The sequence below is a fragment of the Achromobacter pulmonis genome (assembly GCF_902859765.1).
Classification (GTDB): domain Bacteria; phylum Pseudomonadota; class Gammaproteobacteria; order Burkholderiales; family Burkholderiaceae_B; genus Achromobacter; species Achromobacter pulmonis.
Genome location: NZ_CADIJV010000021.1, coordinates 55,768 through 72,829, shown reverse-complemented (window position 1 = coordinate 72,829; position 17,062 = coordinate 55,768). Strand labels below are relative to the sequence as shown.

Here is a 17,062-nt window from a genome sequence, read left to right as displayed (position 1 = left end):
TTTTGACGTCAAAAGCGCCGGTGATTGCTGGAAAATCCATCGTAATGCCATACGGAAATGTTTTTGGGTGGGAAAACCCGATCGATCCAATTTTTGATCCTGCCTTGAACGCGTGGTGGGGGCGCAATAATTTTATAAAGAGCTTTAAAGAAAGAATTTTGGGGGAGTAGGGATAATGGATTTTTTTGGCGTGGATTTAACTGATTTGGGCGCGTACTATATTTCAATATTATCTCTTGGTCTGACGTGGTTCTTGTTTGGCAGAAAAGAAATAAAAGGTTTTTTGGGGAATTTATATATTGGTTAAAATCTTCTCTGGTAAGTGGGTTGCTCGTGTTTATATGGCTGTGTGTACGTTGGCCAGGCGTGAGCAAATGGCCGTTGGCATTATTGTCTCTCGGGCTTGCAGGGTTTATTACCTTATGTAGATCGAATGCAATTTTTCTATTATTTTTTTGGTAGCCGGCGCACGCCATGAGCAGCATTTCTCCCAAGTACGCAGCACGTATCCAATCTGATTTCTATCTATTGACGTTAGATGACTATTCACCCAGTTGGCTCTTTGGCACTTCTCCTGCCATGCCGGATGTTTCATCAGCATGGCAGTGGGCTTAGGTATGGCTCCTACCTCGTGATTTTGTTGGGCTTCTTGATTGGTTCAGTCGGGATGTATGCATCGAAGGCGTCGATGCTAGGCATCAAGCCATTTGCTGATCGCCCCAAGGTGCAGTCAAAGTATGGCGCTGACGATTCTGATACGCCATAGAACCCGAAGCCGAAGTTTGGCCAGAAAGCGATGAATGAGCCAAGCGGCCCACGCGCTCCGTTATTTCAAGGAGCGGCGAAAGGAACTGATATCTGAGAATTGCCAATGGGGGGAGCAGTTGGGCAGACCGAACCTCAACGCCTCCAAGGCTGGTGGAGGGGTGATCTAGCCTTGAACGCGGCCGAAGTTGCTCCGTCGAATGGAGCTATTGCAGATTGGCGGTATGGGGCGCGTGGTCTCGATGCTGCAAAAGAACGAGACGATGTGCTCGATTCAGGCCAGCCAGTTTTCCACGACGAGCCCGGGGATGCGTTCGAATTCCCGGGTATTACCCGTCACCAGCGTCAGCCCGAGCGTGCAGGCGTGCGCGCCTATCCACAGATCGTTTGCGCCAATCGGCTCGCCAGCGGCTTCCAGTTCGGCGCGCAGGTTGCCATACTTGATGTCGACGGGCACATCCAGGGGCAGGACGGGGAGCGCGCCCAACAGGCTTTCGACTTTCGCTTTCAGCTTCGCGGACCCCTTTTTGGCGCAGCCGTAGCGCAGTTCCGCCGCGACGACGACACTGGTGAAGATCACCTTTGGGCCTACGCGCTCGATGTGGCGGGCCGCCGGGCCGTTGGGATCACGCAGCAGCGCACTGATGATGTTGGTGTCCAGCAGATAACCGCTCACAGGACGTCCTCTGGCTTGAGCGGCGCGTCGGCGATGTCTGGAAATTGGTCTTCCGGCCCAAGCGGTTCGTCCTGCCGCCATTGGGCCAACAATTCCACGATGTCGCGCGGCCCGTTTACCGGTTCGATGATGAGCTTCGTGCCCTCACGATGGATCAGCACACGATCACCTGGCAATTCGAACTCTGCGGGAATGCGCACCGCCTGGCTGCGGTTGTTGCGAAAGAGCTTGGCTTCGCGGGGTTTGGCGGGGGAGGTCGGAATCGTCATGGCGTCTTCCTTTTGGCATATGCCAAATTGTATATGCCATGGACGAGGAAGAAAAACCGGCTCGATAAAGGGGGACTGGCTTGGCATGGTGGTCGTCTATCGTCGGCCGCATACGCTGCAACCGACTTTTGCAGTCCATTGAAGGTAGCACCAGGGGTGCTCATCCCACATAGCTACCGGTCTGATTTGCCACGGATGTAGATCAGACCCCCTGCACAAACGCCAGCCTATATGGATCGCCCGACTGTGGTTTTATCCTTCGGGTTATCAACCTGGAATTCATCGCCGGTCCCCGAGCCGCAGAGCCCATCCCATGTCAACCCGCGACCGCCTCCAAACGTGGGCCCGGCGCGTCAAGCGCGACGGCCTGATCCTCTGGTTCGCAGCAAAGCATCCCCGCACGCCATGGCACGCCAAGGCGCTGGGCGTGTTCGTGGTGGCCTACGCCCTCAGTCCCATCGACCTGATTCCCGATTTCATCCCGGTGCTGGGTTATCTGGATGACGTGCTGTTGCTGCCGGGCCTGATCTGGTTGGCCGTCAAGCTGTTGCCGCCCGATGTTCTGCAGGAATGCCGCAACCAGGCGGACGCGTGGATGGACGCGAAGCGCGAAAAGCCGCGCAGTCGGGTGGGTGCCGTGGTGATCGTGGCATTGTGGACGGCGGCGGTAGCGGCGGTTGGCTACTGGCTATGGCGGTGACGCGGCGCCCGGTTCAATCTTCCAGAAACCCGAGCCTGCGCAGTTCCTGGATCGCGCCCAGCTCTTCATCGCGCCGCTTCTTTGGCGTGCCCATCGACGCCGTCAGCAGTATGGCCGGTTTGTCGGATTCATCGAGGCCGCGCAAAACGCTGTCGGCAACGGGAAACGTCTTCGTGTAGGTGCCGGTCGTGAAAATGCGCGTTGCCCTTGTCCAGGGCCATGCGCAATTCCTGGCCTTCGATCTTTTGCATGGAGCGTGCGTGTCAGTTGCGGCTGGCGGTGGCCAGGCGCAGCGCCAGCGCCAGGAAGACCGACCCCAGCACGTATTGCGGCCAGCGCGACAAGCGTTGGCGGCCGGCCCAGCGCCGGCTGAGCTGGTGCGCGGCGAGGATGACGGCGCCGTTGATGAACAGGCCGATGACGTTGAGGATGGTGGCCAGCACCAGGATCTGTATCGCCACCGAGCCGTCCTGCGGGCGCACGAATTGCGGGAACAGGGCCAGCACGAACAGCGCCATCTTGGGGTTGAGCAGGTTGGTCAGCAGGCCCTGCAGGAAGACTTCGCGCACGGGCGAGCGGGCCCGGCCGGCATCGGGCATGTGCGACACGGGGCGCGAGCGGAACGCGCGCACGGCCAGGTACAGCAGGTAGAGCGCGCCGGCGAAGCGCACCGCGTCGTACGCCATGGGCACCGCCACGAATAGCTGCGACAGGCCAAAGGCGGCCAGTAGCGCGTGGCAGTAGGTGCCGGCCTGGATGCCGGCCAGCGAGGCGAAGCCGGCGGTGCGGCCCTGGGCGGCGCTGCGCGAGGCGATCAGTAGCATGTCGGGCCCGGGGGTCATGGCCAGGGCGACGCAGGCGCCGCCAAAGAGGACTAGCGTGGCGGGATCGAGCATGGAAGGTTCTTCGGCGGGCGGGGCGTGGACGGGGTCTTAGCGGGGCTGCTGGGGCAGGCTGCAACCGGTGTAGAACGTCTGGCAACTGGTGCCGCTGTCTTTTGTGCAGGTTTCCATGGCGCGCATGCGGGCCAGTTCTTCGCTGGCGGCGGTGGCGGAACGCACCATGACGCCACTGCCCTTGGGCGACGGGCCGTAGGCGACCGCCACGCACTGGTCGCGGTAGCTGATGTTGATCTCGCAGCGGGCGCCGCCCTTGGCGGTGCATTGGGCCAGCGCGTCTTTTTCGGCCTTGGCCTTGCTGGCCCACTCGGCGGCGATGCCGATCACGCCCGAGGGCGCGTCATAGGCGACGGCGCCCCAGCGCTGGGCATCGCGCGAGACGGGGGCGGATGGTCCGTCCGCGCGGATTTCGCCCGGGATCGGCACGCATTGCTGGCCGGGCGTGACGGCGCTGGGGGTGTAGCCGGCGGGGCAGCCGTGCTCGGCTTGCGCCGTGGCGGCGAATGACAGGTTCAGGGCGATGGCAAGGGAGGCAATGATCAGGGTACGCATGGGTCAACTCATTCGTTCGATATGCCGCCCAGCAGGGACAGGGCGGCGTCCAGCGACAGCACGGTCGTGCGTGACTCGAAAGCCGTCGCGAACAGGTGGTCGTGCACCACCGGGTCGGGGTCGTAGCAACAGTCCTTGACGGTCAGCAGGCGGTAGTCGGCGTCGCTGGCGTGGGCGATGGACGACAGCATGACGCCGGTGGAGGCCACGCCCGCCATGATCAGGGTGTCGATGCCCTGGGCCGACAGGCGCGGTTGCAGGTCGGTGCCGAAGAACACGCTGGCGCGGTGGGCGAGGATGACGGGTTCGTCGTCGCGCGGGCCGAGTTCGGGCGAGACGCGGTCATGCACGAAGCGGCCCAGTTGTTTGATGCCCTGCCCGTTCTTGTTGCGCGGGCTGACTTCCGGGTAGCCCGGGCTGAAATGGAGCTTGGCGAAGTAGACGCTCACACCGGCGCGGCGGGCGGCATCGCAAAGTTGCCGCGTATTGGCCAGCAGCGTGGGGGCGACCGACGGGAACAGGTCCATGATGTCGGTCTGGTAATGCATGACCAGCAGGGCGCTGCGCGCCGGGGCGATGGCCAGGGGCTGGGCGGTCATGTGTCGCTCCGCGAAGAGGGTCGTCATGACCTGTCAGTGTAGCGGCAGTCGGGCGGCGTCGGGGCGCGCAGCGGCGCGGATCGGGTGATTGGCCCGCGCGCCTTCCGCGTTGTCGTCTATTTCTCGGCGTACTGCTTGCCGGCTTCGTCGTAGACGTAGGTGACCGCGTCGGCCGCGCCCAGTTGGCGGGTCTTGCCCGGGCCGGCGATTTCGCTGCCGCTGGGGGTGACGGTGATGCGAGGCATGTCGCCGCCGGGCTGCGCGGCAAAGGTCAGCTTGCCGGTCCTGGCGACACAGGGCATGACGTCGCCGTCGGCGCAGGCGGCGCTGTTGTCGTCACCGGTGTTGATGCTGCCGATGTAGGCCCAGACCTTGTCCTTGAGTTCATCGCGCGGGCCGATGTTGAAGACGAACAGCGCGTAGCCCTCGAAACTGGTGCCGTTATCGAAGCCTTGCGTCGGCACGGCCAGCACCAGCTTGCCGGCGGGCGTGCGGTATTCGAGCGGCTGGCGGCGGGTGTCGATGGCTTCGGGCCGTTCGTAGGCGCCGAACATGCCGATGGTGTGCTCCATGCCGCGGAATTTCCAGGGGCGTTCGGGGCTGGACCCGGTCAGGGTGAAGGTGGCTTCGGCCAGGTTGACCTGGGTCTCGGGGCCGGCTTCGTCCTCGCCGGGTTTGCCGTAGCGCTCGCGCGTGTCCCAGGTGAAGCCGGTGAAGTACTGCGTGCCGCCCAGTTCGAAGGCATGGCCGAACCAATAGGTGGCGATGCTGCCGTTGGCCACTTCGTACGAGTCGGCGCCCTTGCCGTCGATCTGGTAGATGGCGTACATCACCGCGGGCGCGTCGGGGGGCGCCACGGCGGCCGCCTGGGCGGTTTGGGTGGCTTGCGCGGCATCCAGGCGCGCCGCGGGGCCGGCGGCCAGGGCGGCGGGGCTGGCGGCGGCGGTCACGGCGGCGGCGAGCAGGCCGGTCAGCGCGCCGCGCAGCAGGTGGGCGCGGGAGGGAGTGTCTTGCGGACGCGTTTTCATGTTGGAGATCTTCTTGTCGGCCTTCGGTATGGATGCGCCGCGGCGCGGTGCGGCGCCATGTTAGTGGCCTGCCGCGGTTGGCGTCGAACAGCAGTTTGCCAATTGTGTCGGACTGCAATCGTGGGGCGGGGCGCGGGGGCTCAGCGCCCGGCGGCAGGGCCGAAGCGTTCCAGTTTCTGCACGTCCAGGCCCATGCGCCGGCCCGAGGCCAGCAGATGCGCGGCGGCGGCCTGCCGCGCGCCTTCGGGGTCCTTGGCCCGGATGGCGTCGAACAGGCGCAGATGTTCCTGTTGCGCGGGGCGCGGTCCGCCGGCCAGCCGGGCGGAATTCTGCCAGCCCATTTCGCGCGCCTTGAGCAGTTGGCCTTCGATGAAGCCGCTGAAGGCCACCAGGTAGGCGTTCTGGGTCGAGCCGGCGATGGCGGCGTGGAAGTCGACGTCGGCCTTGGACGCGGCGGGATAGTCGCCGGCGTGCCGTTCCATGCGCGTGAGCGCGTCGCGCATGCGCGCCAGGTCGGCGGTCTTGCGGCGCAGGGCGGCGGCTTCGGCGGCGGCGGTTTCCATCCAGAAGCGCAGCTCGAACAGCTGCGCCAGGTCCTTGGCCGAGGCATCGCCGCGCGGCAGGCGCAACACGCTGCCGGCGGGGTTGGCGGCGACGTGAGCGCCCACGCCCTTGGTGGTGACGAGGATGCCGTCGGCCTTCAGTTGCGAGACGGCTTCGCGGATGACCGGGCGGCTACAGCCCAGCGTGCGCGCCAGTTCCTGTTCGGCCGGCAGGCGCGAGGCGGGCGCGAAGCGGCCTTCGGCGATCTCTTTGCGCAGGGCCGCGATGACCTGGTCTACCAGGGTCTGCGGACGCTCGATGACTTGCATGTCTGCTTCCTATCCAAAGGCGCAACAACGCCGGCGGGCAGCGCCATGGCGTCATGATATCGCTTCGCCCGGCGCCGGGCGCGGTCCCGTTGCGGGGCGGGTCATGCCTTGCTATGCTGTCTTACAGCCTGACAACTGACCGCCTTCCCCGCGCCCTGCCACGGCCGTATCCGCCGCGCGCCCCGGACGCCGCCCAGGAGCCGTCCCGCATGTCGTCCTCCTCTGAAAGCACCCTGGCGTTGCCGCAGATCGGCGACGGCCTGCCGGGCCGGCAAAGGCTCTGGGCGGTGTCCACGCTCATCCTGGGCAGCGCCATCGCCACGCTCGATACCTCCATCGCCAACACCGCGCTGCCGACTATCGCGGCGGACCTGCGCACCACGCCGGACGCGTCGATCTGGATCATCAACGCCTACCAGATCGCCATGGTCGCCACGCTGCTGCCGTTCGCGGCGCTGGGCGACATCGTCGGCCACCGCCGTGTCTACCTGTATGGCCTGCTGGTGTTCACGCTGGCGTCGCTGGCCTGTGGCGTGGCCGATTCGCTGCCGATGCTGACGGCGGCGCGCGTGTTGCAGGGCGTGGGCGCGTCGGGCATTCTGGGGGTCGGCACCGCGCTGATCCGGCTGACGTTTCCCAGCAGTCAGATCGGCCGCGCGCAGGGCATCAATGCGTTCACCGTGGCGGTGTTCTACGTGGTGGGGCCCTCGGTGGCGTCGGCGGTGCTGGCGGTCAGCACGTGGCACTGGCTGTTCCTGATCAATATCCCGCTGGGGGCGCTGGCCATGGCGATGGCTTGGCGCACGCTGCCGCACAATCCCCCGCGCAAGGCGCCGCCGCGTTTCGATGGCGTGGCGGCGTTGCTGCTGGGCGCGACCTTCGCGCTGGCCGTGCTGGCGCTGGGCGACGCGGCCCACCATGCGGGCTGGGCGCGCATCCTGCCCGAGGCCGCCGCCGCGGCGCTGTGCTGCGCCCTGCTGCTGCGGCGCCAGCGCGCGCATCCGGCGCCCATGCTGCCGGTGGATCTGTTCCGGCGGCCGCTGTTCGCCATGTCGGTGGCCACGTCCGTGCTGTCGTACGCGTCGCAGGGCTTGGCGCTGGTGGCGTTGCCGTTTCTGTTCCAGATGAGCCTGGGGCGTTCCGATGTGCAGACGGGCCTGCTCCTGACCGCCTGGCCGGTGGTGGTGGCGGTGACCGCGCCGCTGGCCGGCTTCCTGTCGGAACGCCGTTCGGTGGCGCTGCTGGGCGGCGGCGGGCTGCTGGTGCTGTGCGTCGGCATGGTGCTGGTGGCGCTGCTGCCGGCGCGGGCGTCGGATGCGGACATCATCTGGCGGCTGGCGGTGTGCGGGGCCGGCTTCGGATTCTTCCAGTCGCCCAATCTCAAGGCCTTGACGACCAGCGCGCCGGCCGAGCGCAGCGGCGCGGCCAGCGGCATCATCCCCACGGCCCGGCTGATCGGCCAGGCGTCGGGGGCGGCGCTGGTGGCGGCCTGTTTCACGTTGCTGGGCGCCGGGGGCGCGCAGGCGGCGCTGTGGATCGGCGCCCTGCTGGCGGCTGTCGCGTGTGTTGTGAGTTTTTTACGGATTCTTGCACGTGAATGACGGCGCGCGCGGACGACGCGGCGATACGCGCCGCGCGTGCGCGAAACGGCGGTTGCAACCGTGCGCACGCCTATACCTATGGATAGCTTTTCCGCTCAGATAGGACGCCTATTATGTGACATGCGATTGGACCCGATAGCCATCGAGAGCGGGTGGACAGCCGCCGGGGCGGCGCGTGTTGCGCGCCTGTCCGCGGCCTGTACCGCCTCCAGAGAATGGCATCGGTGCCAACGCGACAGTCTCGTCCCGGCACGGACAGCGTTGCGCCCCGATACGCCTTTCAGCGGGCGGGGTGCCTGACGCCTGCTCCACACAACTCCGCCGGTCTATGTGAATAAGCCTTGCACCGCCAAGGTGCATCTACAGTCACCACGGAGCCACACATGAACCGAGTGCGCCATTCCGGCATACAGCATCCCACCCCCTACTTCAACGAAGCCGAAGGCCTCAAGCGCAAGGCCAAGATCGACCGCTATCTGGACAAGAAGATGGAGGAATGGCGGCAGACCATTCCGTACGCGTCCCACATGAAGGACAAGAACATCAACATGGCGTATTACCGCCGCACCCTGATCGAGCACATCTGGCGCATCCGCCTGTCGCGGGTCAGCCAGTCCAAGGCGATCTACAAGATCGCCCAGATCTCACCCTCGGCGGCGCAGGACTATGCCCACTACCAGGCCGACGAGATGCTGCACGACAAGCTGTATATCCACGACTGCGAGGCGGCCGGGGTGACGATGGACGAGGTGCTCAAGACCGAGCCTTACCTGTCGACGCGGCTGTTCGAGGGCTTTTTCTACTACACGCTGGAACACGAGCATCCGATGGCCCCGGTGGTGTCGAACTATCTGGTCGAATACACCCAGGCCAAGCTGCAGCCCGACATCGTCAAGAACCTGCGCACCACGCTGGGCCATGACATGGTCAAGGGCCAGGAAGCCCATCTGACGGTCGATACGCGCGACGACCATTCGATGGAGATGTGGAAGATCCTGAACCAGCTGATTCTCAGCGAAGACGACTACAACGCCGTCTTCAAGTACATCGACGACGTCCAGGCCATCCTGGCGATGTTCTTCCGCGAAATCTACGAGGACACGGTGCAGCGGCCGGCCGAAAAGGCGGCCGCCTGATAAGGCGCCTGGCCGGGCCCCGAGCGGCGCGCCCCGGCAGGCGCGGCCGCGGGGCCGGCGGTGTCGGCCCGCGCGCGCGGGGCGCTGTTCCCGCGGGGGCCTGTCAGCCTTCAACTTACGTGGAGAAAGCATGTATCTACGCGTCGAACCGATCAAGGAACTGGGCACCCGGATGAATGTTCCGGCGTCCAAGCCCGAAACGCAACGCGCCATCCTCGCCGCCACGCTGGCGGACGGCACGTCCATCATCCGCAACGATCTGCGCTGCACCGAGACCGAGACCATGAAGATCGCCTGCGGCCAACTCGGCGCGAAGATCGAAGAGGCCGCCGGGGCGCTGTTCATCACAGGCACCGGCGGCCGCTTCGCGTCGAGCATCGAGGTCATCGACGCCAAGGGATCCGGCCTGGTGTTCCGCACCATGATGGCGTTGAGCTGCATGAAGGCGACCCCCACCATCCTGACCGGCGACGCGACCCTGCGCCGCCGCGTGATGCAACCGCTGCTGGATGGCCTGCGCCACCTGGGGGCGAACTTCGCCTGCCTGGGCGATGAGGGCAAGGCGCCGGTGATCAACTGGGGCGCGTCGCTAAGCGGCAAGCACTGCCGGCTGGCGGGCGACATCAGCTCGCAGTTCATCACCGCGATTCTGATGGCGGCGCCGCTGACGCGGCAAGGCATCAGCCTGGAGGTGACGCCGCCAGTGCTGTCGCAGTCCTACCTGGCGCAGACGGTGGAAACGCTGCGCTGTTGCGGCATCGATGCGCAGGTCAACCCCGAGTACACGCGTTACCACGTCGCGCCGGGGGTGTACCAGCCGTTCGAGACCCGCATCAACGCCGACTACACCTCGCTGTCGTACTTGCTGATGGCGTGTACGCTGTTTCCGGGCCGCTACCGGATCGGCGGCATCGAAGAAGAGACGCTGCAGGGCGAAAAGCTGTTCGCCGACATCGTCGAGGCGCTGGGGGTGCGGCTGCGCTACGACGATGGCATGCTGCACGTCGACAGCACCAGTGCGCGCCTGGAGGGCAACTACACCTTCGACGTGCGCAACGGCCCCAATGTGATTCCCACGCTGGTGGCCTTGAGTCTGTTCGTGCGCGGCACGTTCACGGTGACCGGAGGATCGGTCACGCGGTTTCACAAGTCGTCGCGGGTGGAGTCGATGATCGGCGAGGTGCGCAAGCTGGGTGCCGACATCGAAATGCTGCGGCATGTCGATGGCCACATCGACGGCTTCGTGACGCGCGGACGGCCACGCTATGCCGGCGGCGTGACGCTCAGCAGCCGTGGCGACCATCGCAATTTCATGTCGTTGTTCGTCGCATCGCTGCGCTGCGAGGAGGCCTGCCACCTCGACGGCTACGCCGATGTGATCTGTTCCTTTCCTGATTTCATCGACCAGTTCCGCGGCCTGGGCGTGTCCTGCGCCACGACCCGGCAGTATTACCTGGAAGCGGCCGATGAGTAGCACGTCGCCGGCGCCGCCCCGGCGCCCGCGATTCGAACGCAACTTCGTTAAGGCGGTGTGGGAGGTATACGTGGCCAGACAAATCAAGCTCTACACGAATGCGACACATGAAAACGCGCCGGCCGAACCGGCCGAGTCCGGCGATGCACGTGAAGACGCGGAAGGCCGGACCGCTGCGCCGGGCCATGGGTCCGGCGCGCATGAGGCGGATGCCGAACCCGCCTTCATTCCCCTGTCGTCGCGCCAGCACGAGATCCTCCAATACATCATCGAAGGGCATCAGAACAAGACCATCGCCGATCTGCTTGGCATCGAGCTGGTGACGGTCAAGATGCATGTCGGCATGCTGTTCAAGAAGCTCGGCGTGACCAATCGCACCATGGCGGCGGTACGCGGCGTCGAGTTGCTGAGCGATGCCGGCTCGCGCCACCATGGCCGCCGCCATCGCGGCGCCCCGGCGCGGGCCTGCGCGGCGGATTACGCCCTGCCGGCGCGGGTGCGGGCCGCGCTGCTGGATCGTTCATGATGCCGCACACGGGCCGTGCCGGCGGTGCGAGCGAGCCCGGCGGTGGGCCGAGGGTCACGCGGCGGCGGCCACCGCGGCCGCCACCGACGGCATCACCAGTTCGTCGAAGATGTCGGGAATGATGCGGCCGGCGTCCAGTTCCGCCGCGTCGACCAGACCGGCCAGGGCGTAGACCGCCGCGCACTTCATCGCATCGGTGAAACGCGGCGCGCCGCTGTCCAGGATGCCCTTGAACAGTCCCGGATACGCCAGGCCGCCGTCGATCTGGTTGGGCAGGTCGCTGCGGCCGGTGGCGACGATGGCGGCCAGGCCGGCCACTTCGCTGGGCAGGATCTCGGGGGTGGGGTTGGCCAGCGCGAACAGGATCGGGTCGCGCGCCATGCGCGCCACGTCCGCCACCGTGATGACGCCGGGGCCGGAGACGCCCAGGAATACGTCGGCGCCGGCCATGACTTCGCCCAGGCTGCCGCTTTCCTGCAGCGGGTTGGTATGCGCGGCGAACCAGGCCTTGGCCGGGTTCAGGTCGGTGCGCTTGCGGTGGATGGCGCCGGCGCGATCGCAGGCGATCAGCCGCTGCACGCCCAGGGCCAGGAAGATCTTGGCGCAGCCGGTGCCGGCGGCGCCCGCGCCCACCATCACCACCTTGATCTGGTCCAGCCGCTTGCCGACGCGCTTGAGGGCGTTGATCAGCGCCGCGCCGGCCGAAATCGCGGTGGCATGCTGGTCGTCGTGCAGCACGGGAATCTGCAATTCGCGGTGCAGCGCGTCTTCGATCTCGAAGCAGCGCGGCGCCGAGATGTCTTCCAGCATGATGGCGCCGAAGCCCGGCGCGATGCGCCGCACCGTGTCGATGATCTCGCCACTGTGCTTGGTGTCCAGGCAGATCGGGATCGCGTTGATGCCGGCGAAGCGCTTGAACACCAGCGCCTTGCCCTCCATGACCGGCAGAGCGGCCTTCGGGCCGACGTCGCCGATGCCGGACACCGCCGTGCCGTCGGTGACAATGGCCACGGTGTTCTGGCGCATGGTGTAACGCGCCAGCAGCGCGGGGTCGCGCTGGATCGCGGCGGCCACGTAGGCAAAGCCCGGCGTGTAGGCGCGCGCCAGGTCTTCGCGCGACTCGATGGCGACGCGGCCGCGGATTTCCAGCTTGCCGCCCAGGTGGACATCGAAGGCGGGATGGGTCAGGTCCTGCGGCGCCAGCAGTGCTTCGGTCATGGATCGTGCCTCTGCGAGGGTGGGAGGGTGCGATGGCGCTTGCGGGTCACACGCCCTGGGCGGCCTGATAGGTGATGCGGAAGTTCTCGTCCGATTCGCGGTCGATGGATTCAACGGCGTCCGCCAGCGCGGCGCGGTCGACCTGCCACAGCGCGTCCATGACGCAGATGGCGCGGTCGGAGTCCTCCAACCGCGTGCCGGGTTTGACATGGAATTCCAGCAGGTCCGGCGAATGCCCGCTGGTGTCGTAGTCGATGGAATCCACAGTGGCCCCCTTCTTGCCGTACTTGCTGATGAAAACGACCGCGCGGCGGTCGTCGTCGCGGTCCAGGCGATCGAGCTGCGCCACGGCGTCGGCCTGCGCATGGAAGGCGGCGATGTCGTCCGGCGCGCGCGCCAGCAGCGTCCGCAGCCACAGGTCGAGGATGGATGCGCCGGTGGCGCGCGTGGTGCTGGCGTTGATCAGGCTGCCGCCCATGCGCGGGTTGATCTCGATGATTTCCCAGCGCCGCCGGGCCTGCCAGTACTTCATTTCGACGTGGTAGGCGCCCTCGCCCAGCCCCATGCGCGTCAGGCATTCGGCCACGAAGCGTTCGCCTTCGCGCAGCGTGTCCACCGGCAGCGAGAGCGGCGGCGATATCGACATGCTTTCCAGGGTGGTGCGCGGCAGGCGTTCGACCCGCGCCTTTTCATGCACGCAGAGAACGCGCGGCCGGCCCGCCGCCGCCACGATCTCGTAGCTGAACTCCGGGCCTTCGATGTATTCCTCGGCGAAGAAGTCATAGCGGCCCATGAAGATCGCCGCCAACTTGCCGTCCTTGAGCATCTGCGCCTGCATCGCCGGCACGTCGGTCAAGTCGTCGCGGTTTTCCAGGATGAAGCAGCCGAACGAGGCCGCGCCGCGCACCGGCTTGATGAACCATTTGCGCTGCGGATCCAGGCCGGCGGCATCGGCGCCGCTGCCGGCCGGGATCAGGCGGCAGGTGGCGGCGCTAAGGCCCTGCATCAGCAGGAACTCGCGGCAGCGATGCTTGTGCAGCGCCCGTTCCAGCGCCACGCGCGGCACGTCGGGCGCGCCGAAGGCGTGGTTCAGGTCCGCCATGAACAGGCGGTAGCCTTCGAAGGTGGCAATGGCGGCCAGGAAGCGGTAGCCGCGCTGCGCCAGTTGCGCCACGCCCGCGCGCACGTCGGCGTCGGACAGCTCGGGGCCTGCGCCCACCACCCAGGCGTCCAGCAGCGGCTGGTTGCGCTCCAGCACCGCCATGTCCGCCGGCCGCGAGCTGATGGCGACCAGCGCGATGCCGCGCGCGGCCAGCCGCTCATGCAGCTCGGCGGTGAAGGAATTGCCCTGGTGCATCAGGAGCAGCACGGCTTCCTTCATGGTCAGGCCTCGGCCAGCTGTTCGCGCTGCTGCAAGCTGCGCTGATAGGCCTGCAGCGCATCGACCAGGATGCCGGCGCCTTCGCGGCAGGGGTCCACCACCGGCAGGCCGGTCTCTGCTTCAAGCTGTTTGACCTGCGCGCGGTAGTCGGCGTCGCTGAAACCGGCGCTGTTGACGCTGATGGCCACCACCTTGGCGGGACGTTCGAACACGGTCAGTTGCTCATTCAGGCGGATCAGTTCGGGGATCGGCCGCAGCGGGGTGTTCCAGACCTTGGTGCGTTCCAGCCCGAGGCGGTGGCAGAACACCAGCGCATGCGGCAGGCCGCCGTGCAGCAGGGCCAGGGCGATGCCGCTGGCGCCGATGTGGTTGAGCGACCCCTGCCCTTCCAGCACCACCCAGTCGTTGCCCTCGGCCGCGTCCAGCACCGCTTTTTCGGCTGCGCCGGCGACGAAGTCGCTGGGGATGCAGTCCACCACGATGCCGGTGCCTGAAATCATCATGCCGCTTTGGCCGGTGGCGGCGAAGCCCGTGGCGATGCCGCGGCGCGTGGCTTCGCGGGTGATTTCCAGGGCGGTGGTCTTCTTGCCGATGTTGGAATCACTGCCACAGGTATGCGCCACGAAGCACGACAGTTCCAGCACGCGCGCCTTGTTCAGTTCCAGCGGCACCGGTTCCTTGGTTTCCCAGATGGTGATGCCGGTCTGGTCGGCGGCGCGCGCCAGGTCGGGATCGGAGCGCAGCCGGAAGTGGATGCAGTTGATGATGTGCAGGCCGTTGAGCATGGCGGTCTTGATGGGCGCCTTCCACTCCGGCGGCAACTGCGCCGAATGCAGGCCCTTGCCGATCACCAGCACCTCGGGCTTGAGCGCCAGCGCGCTTTCGATGTCCTTGACGATGGGGATGTCGCCGCCCCAGCCGATCACGTCCTGTACCCGCTTGCCCGCCTGCGTGCTGTCGATAACGGCCAGGCAGTTTTCCGGGCGATAGCGCAGGAACGAGGCGGCGACCTTGCTGGTGAACAGTCCGAAGCAGCCTTCGGCGAACACCACGCAAGGCTTGGCAAGCAGTTCAGCATGAGAAAGCGTGTCCATTCAAATCTCCCAAAGGTGGTTGCCGGAGCGGCGCTCAGGCGGGCAGGGTCTTCAGTACGTAGCGCTGCTTGATGGCGTCCAGGGCGGCCAGCACCTGGCTTTCGTCTTCCCCTTCGACCAGGAAGCGGCCGCCCTGCATGTGCGTGTAGCCGCCGCCGGTGTCCTTCAGGTATTGCTCGGGCGCCGGGATCAGCTCGCGATACACGCCGGGCACGACGCCGACCAGCGAGTTGGCCGATACCACCTTGCGCGGCAGCGGGCGGGGCCGCGGAAAGGTGATCCAGCCGGCCGCCTTCGGCGCGGCGGCCGCGCGTGGGCGCGCGGGCTGGCCCAGCATCACCTCGACCCACAGTTGGAACAGGTTGACGCCGTAGGCGCGGTGGATGGTGTAGGGCACGTCGGCGCCCGGCACGCGCGCGCCCACCTCCAGGAATACCAGTTCGCCGTCGCGGTGGAACAGTTCCAGGTGGAAGGCCGAGCCGCGCAGTTCCAGCGCGTTCAGGCAGGCCAGCGCGAAGGCCTTGCAATCCGTGGCCAGCGGCGTGTCGCGCTGGATTACCGAGCCCAGTGGCTGGCCGCCGGTCTCGAAGCCCAGGCAGGACGAGATGTAGCGGCTGACGCAGAGGAAGGGGCAATCGCCCGCCTGGTCGATGACGCCGTCGACGTGCAGGATGTCGCCGTCGATGAACTCCTCGACTTCGTGGCCGGCCGGGTCCGTGGCGCGCAGGAAGGCGGCCAGTTCATCCGGCGAGTCGATCCGCCGCACGCCTTTGCTGGAGGCGCCACGCACCGGCTTGATGATCAGCGGAAAGCCCAGTTCGCGGGCCTGTTCGGTGAGCTGGGCGGCGTCCGTACAGGCGTGCCAACGTGGCACGCGCAGGCCGGCGTTGCGCAGGACGCGCTTCATGATGGTCTTGTCGCGGAAGCGGTCAGCCTGTTCGGGCGTATGGCCGGCGATGCCGAGCCGCGCGCGGATCGCCGCCGCCGTGTCCAGCAGGTATTCGGAACCGGCGAACACGTGCGTGATGGGGCCATGGCGGGCCGCCAGGCGCGCCGCGTGCGATGCCGCTTCGGCGGCGTTGCCGATGTCGTCCGCCACCCGCACGCGCGCGCCATCGACCGAGGCCGGCAGTCCGATCGTGCCTTCCGCGTCGCACAGGTACGAGACATCGCAGTGCGGCGGGATGATCTCGTCATAGCGGCACAGCTCGTGGTCCCACTTCGGGCCGCCGCGATGCTGCGGCCAGCGGTTGAGCACCAGGATATGCGGTTTCACGCCAGTCTCCTTGGACGCTGACGCGCATCAGGCGTGGGTGGCGTAGCCGCTGGCGCGGGTGTGCAGTTCTTCCTTGAGCAGGTGCTCGCCCTGCTGCAGCGCGTACAGCGAGTTGAACGCCTTGGCTGCGATCGGCAGCGGGTAGCGCCCGCCTTCCAGCGTCACCTCGGCGCGGTGGCGGCCGCGCAGCAGATAGACGTCGGGTTCGTTGTGCGCGGCGTGCGGGCCGAAGTAGATCGGCAGCGCGTCGGCGGCGCGATAGGCCGGGATGAAGACGCGGCGGTACTGGTCGGAATGGTTGGCGTCGGAGCGGTGCAGCACTTTGCAGTGCAGGAACACGACCGTGCCGGCCTTGCCGGCGGCCACCACTTCCTGGCAGCCCGACGGCAGGTTGGCGGGGCTGACCTTGCCGCGAAAGGCGCCGTCTTCGGTGTGGTCGTAGACGTTGGCCTTGTGCGAACCGGCCAGCAGCCGCAGACAGCCGTTGTCCTCGGTGGCGTCGTCCAGGTAGGTCAGGCAGGCCACCAGCTTGGAATTGGTGTGCGGGTAGTACGAGAAGTCCTGGTGCCATTCCACTGGCGAGCCGATGCGTGGCCCCTTCATGTTGAGCTTGCTGTGGTGGAACACGATGTCGGGCCCGATCAGCGATTCCAGGCGGTCGAGCAGGCGCGCGTCTTCCTGGATGCGGCGGAAGGCCTCGTGCTTTTTCGAGGGCTGCCAGATGCGGCGGATGATGCGCGCATCGCCGGGTTCGAGTTCGGCGATCTGGCGCAGGTCGGGCGCGCCGGCGATGACCGTGTCGATGGCGGTCCGCATCGAGGCGACCGCGTCACGGTCGAACAATTCGTGGACGATGAGGAATCCGTCTTTCTCGAAGGCCGCGGCTTCTTCACTGGACAGGTGATGGGACATGGGGCAGCTCCTGATGCGGATCACGGGCATCGCGGCAGGCAATGCCCTTCCATGTGCCCATGATATCGACGGCTTTTGCGCGTC

18 protein-coding genes are annotated in these 17,062 nt (G+C 66.5%); 5 read left to right on the top strand and 13 right to left on the bottom strand.

Going from position 1 to position 17,062, the window contains the following annotated elements:
• Positions 1 to 1,039 precede the first annotated feature (1,039 nt).
• A complete protein-coding gene (locus HV701_RS17560) occupies positions 1,040 to 1,441 on the bottom strand; it encodes a type II toxin-antitoxin system VapC family toxin (protein ID WP_175134306.1) in 402 nt (133 codons plus the stop codon).
• Positions 1,438 to 1,710, bottom strand: coding sequence for an antitoxin (locus HV701_RS17555; protein ID WP_175134305.1), 273 nt, complete (start codon positions 1,708 to 1,710; stop codon positions 1,438 to 1,440). The genes HV701_RS17560 and HV701_RS17555 overlap by 4 nt, the downstream gene beginning before the upstream one ends.
• A gap of 313 nt (positions 1,711 to 2,023) precedes the next feature.
• Here HV701_RS17555 and HV701_RS17550 point away from each other — a divergent pair, with 313 nt between their 5' ends.
• Positions 2,024 to 2,410 (top strand): YkvA family protein, encoded by a 387-nt coding sequence (locus tag HV701_RS17550; protein ID WP_175134304.1) that lies wholly within the window; start codon positions 2,024 to 2,026, stop codon positions 2,408 to 2,410.
• 13 nt (positions 2,411 to 2,423) lie between these two features.
• Here HV701_RS17550 and HV701_RS26960 read toward each other — a convergent pair whose 3' ends face one another.
• From HV701_RS26960 to HV701_RS17525, 6 genes are all read right to left on the bottom strand, one after another.
• Positions 2,424 to 2,555: a hypothetical protein gene (locus tag HV701_RS26960; RefSeq protein WP_276529857.1), complete on the bottom strand. Its 132-nt coding sequence runs from the start codon at positions 2,553 to 2,555 to the stop codon at positions 2,424 to 2,426.
• A gap of 118 nt (positions 2,556 to 2,673) precedes the next feature.
• Positions 2,674 to 3,306 carry a LysE family translocator gene (locus HV701_RS17545; RefSeq protein WP_175134303.1) on the bottom strand — a complete coding sequence of 211 codons (633 nt, stop codon included), beginning with the start codon at positions 3,304 to 3,306 and terminating at the stop codon, positions 2,674 to 2,676.
• Positions 3,307 to 3,342: 36 nt separating this feature from the next.
• A complete protein-coding gene (locus HV701_RS17540; RefSeq protein ID WP_175134302.1) occupies positions 3,343 to 3,861 on the bottom strand; it encodes a DUF4189 domain-containing protein in 519 nt (172 codons plus the stop codon).
• An 8-nt stretch (positions 3,862 to 3,869) separates the two neighbouring features.
• Positions 3,870 to 4,460 (bottom strand): cysteine hydrolase family protein, encoded by a 591-nt coding sequence (locus tag HV701_RS17535; RefSeq protein ID WP_175134301.1) that lies wholly within the window; start codon positions 4,458 to 4,460, stop codon positions 3,870 to 3,872.
• Positions 4,461 to 4,576: 116 nt separating this feature from the next.
• A complete protein-coding gene (locus HV701_RS17530) occupies positions 4,577 to 5,488 on the bottom strand; it encodes a hypothetical protein (protein WP_175134300.1) in 912 nt (303 codons plus the stop codon).
• A gap of 140 nt (positions 5,489 to 5,628) precedes the next feature.
• Positions 5,629 to 6,360 (bottom strand): FadR/GntR family transcriptional regulator, encoded by a 732-nt coding sequence (locus HV701_RS17525; protein ID WP_175134299.1) that lies wholly within the window; start codon positions 6,358 to 6,360, stop codon positions 5,629 to 5,631.
• 209 nt (positions 6,361 to 6,569) lie between these two features.
• Between HV701_RS17525 and HV701_RS17520 the strand changes: the two genes are divergently transcribed.
• The 4 genes from HV701_RS17520 (at position 6,570) to HV701_RS17505 (ending at position 11,097) form a co-directional block, all read left to right on the top strand.
• A complete protein-coding gene (locus HV701_RS17520; RefSeq protein WP_175134298.1) occupies positions 6,570 to 7,961 on the top strand; it encodes an MFS transporter in 1,392 nt (463 codons plus the stop codon).
• Positions 7,962 to 8,344: 383 nt separating this feature from the next.
• Positions 8,345 to 9,097, top strand: coding sequence for an iron-containing redox enzyme family protein (locus HV701_RS17515; protein WP_175134297.1), 753 nt, complete (start codon positions 8,345 to 8,347; stop codon positions 9,095 to 9,097).
• A 130-nt stretch (positions 9,098 to 9,227) separates the two neighbouring features.
• Entirely contained in the window at positions 9,228 to 10,571 is a 1,344-nt protein-coding gene (locus HV701_RS17510) for a 3-phosphoshikimate 1-carboxyvinyltransferase (protein WP_175134296.1), read from the top strand.
• A gap of 70 nt (positions 10,572 to 10,641) precedes the next feature.
• Positions 10,642 to 11,097: a helix-turn-helix domain-containing protein gene (locus HV701_RS17505; protein WP_244957922.1), complete on the top strand. Its 456-nt coding sequence runs from the start codon at positions 10,642 to 10,644 to the stop codon at positions 11,095 to 11,097.
• 54 nt (positions 11,098 to 11,151) lie between these two features.
• On the opposite strand, the gene HV701_RS17500 is transcribed toward HV701_RS17505, so the two are convergent.
• The 5 genes from HV701_RS17500 to HV701_RS17480 are packed head-to-tail and all read right to left on the bottom strand — an operon-like array spanning position 11,152 to position 16,978.
• Positions 11,152 to 12,315, bottom strand: coding sequence for an NAD(P)-dependent malic enzyme (locus tag HV701_RS17500; RefSeq protein WP_175134295.1), 1,164 nt, complete (start codon positions 12,313 to 12,315; stop codon positions 11,152 to 11,154).
• Between the two features lie 46 nt (positions 12,316 to 12,361).
• The gene (locus tag HV701_RS17495; RefSeq protein WP_175134294.1) at positions 12,362 to 13,696 is read right to left on the bottom strand and encodes an ATP-grasp domain-containing protein; all 1,335 of its coding nucleotides are present in this window, start codon (positions 13,694 to 13,696) and stop codon (positions 12,362 to 12,364) included.
• Positions 13,697 to 13,698: 2 nt separating this feature from the next.
• On the bottom strand, positions 13,699 to 14,790 hold the full coding sequence (locus HV701_RS17490; protein WP_175134293.1) for an N-acetyltransferase DgcN family protein: 1,092 nt from the start codon (positions 14,788 to 14,790) through the stop codon (positions 13,699 to 13,701).
• 34 nt (positions 14,791 to 14,824) lie between these two features.
• Complete coding sequence (locus tag HV701_RS17485; RefSeq protein WP_175134292.1) at positions 14,825 to 16,066, bottom strand: ATP-grasp domain-containing protein; 1,242 nt, start codon at positions 16,064 to 16,066, stop codon at positions 14,825 to 14,827.
• A 27-nt stretch (positions 16,067 to 16,093) separates the two neighbouring features.
• On the bottom strand, positions 16,094 to 16,978 hold the full coding sequence (locus HV701_RS17480; protein WP_175134291.1) for a phytanoyl-CoA dioxygenase family protein: 885 nt from the start codon (positions 16,976 to 16,978) through the stop codon (positions 16,094 to 16,096).
• Positions 16,979 to 17,062 lie beyond the last annotated feature (84 nt).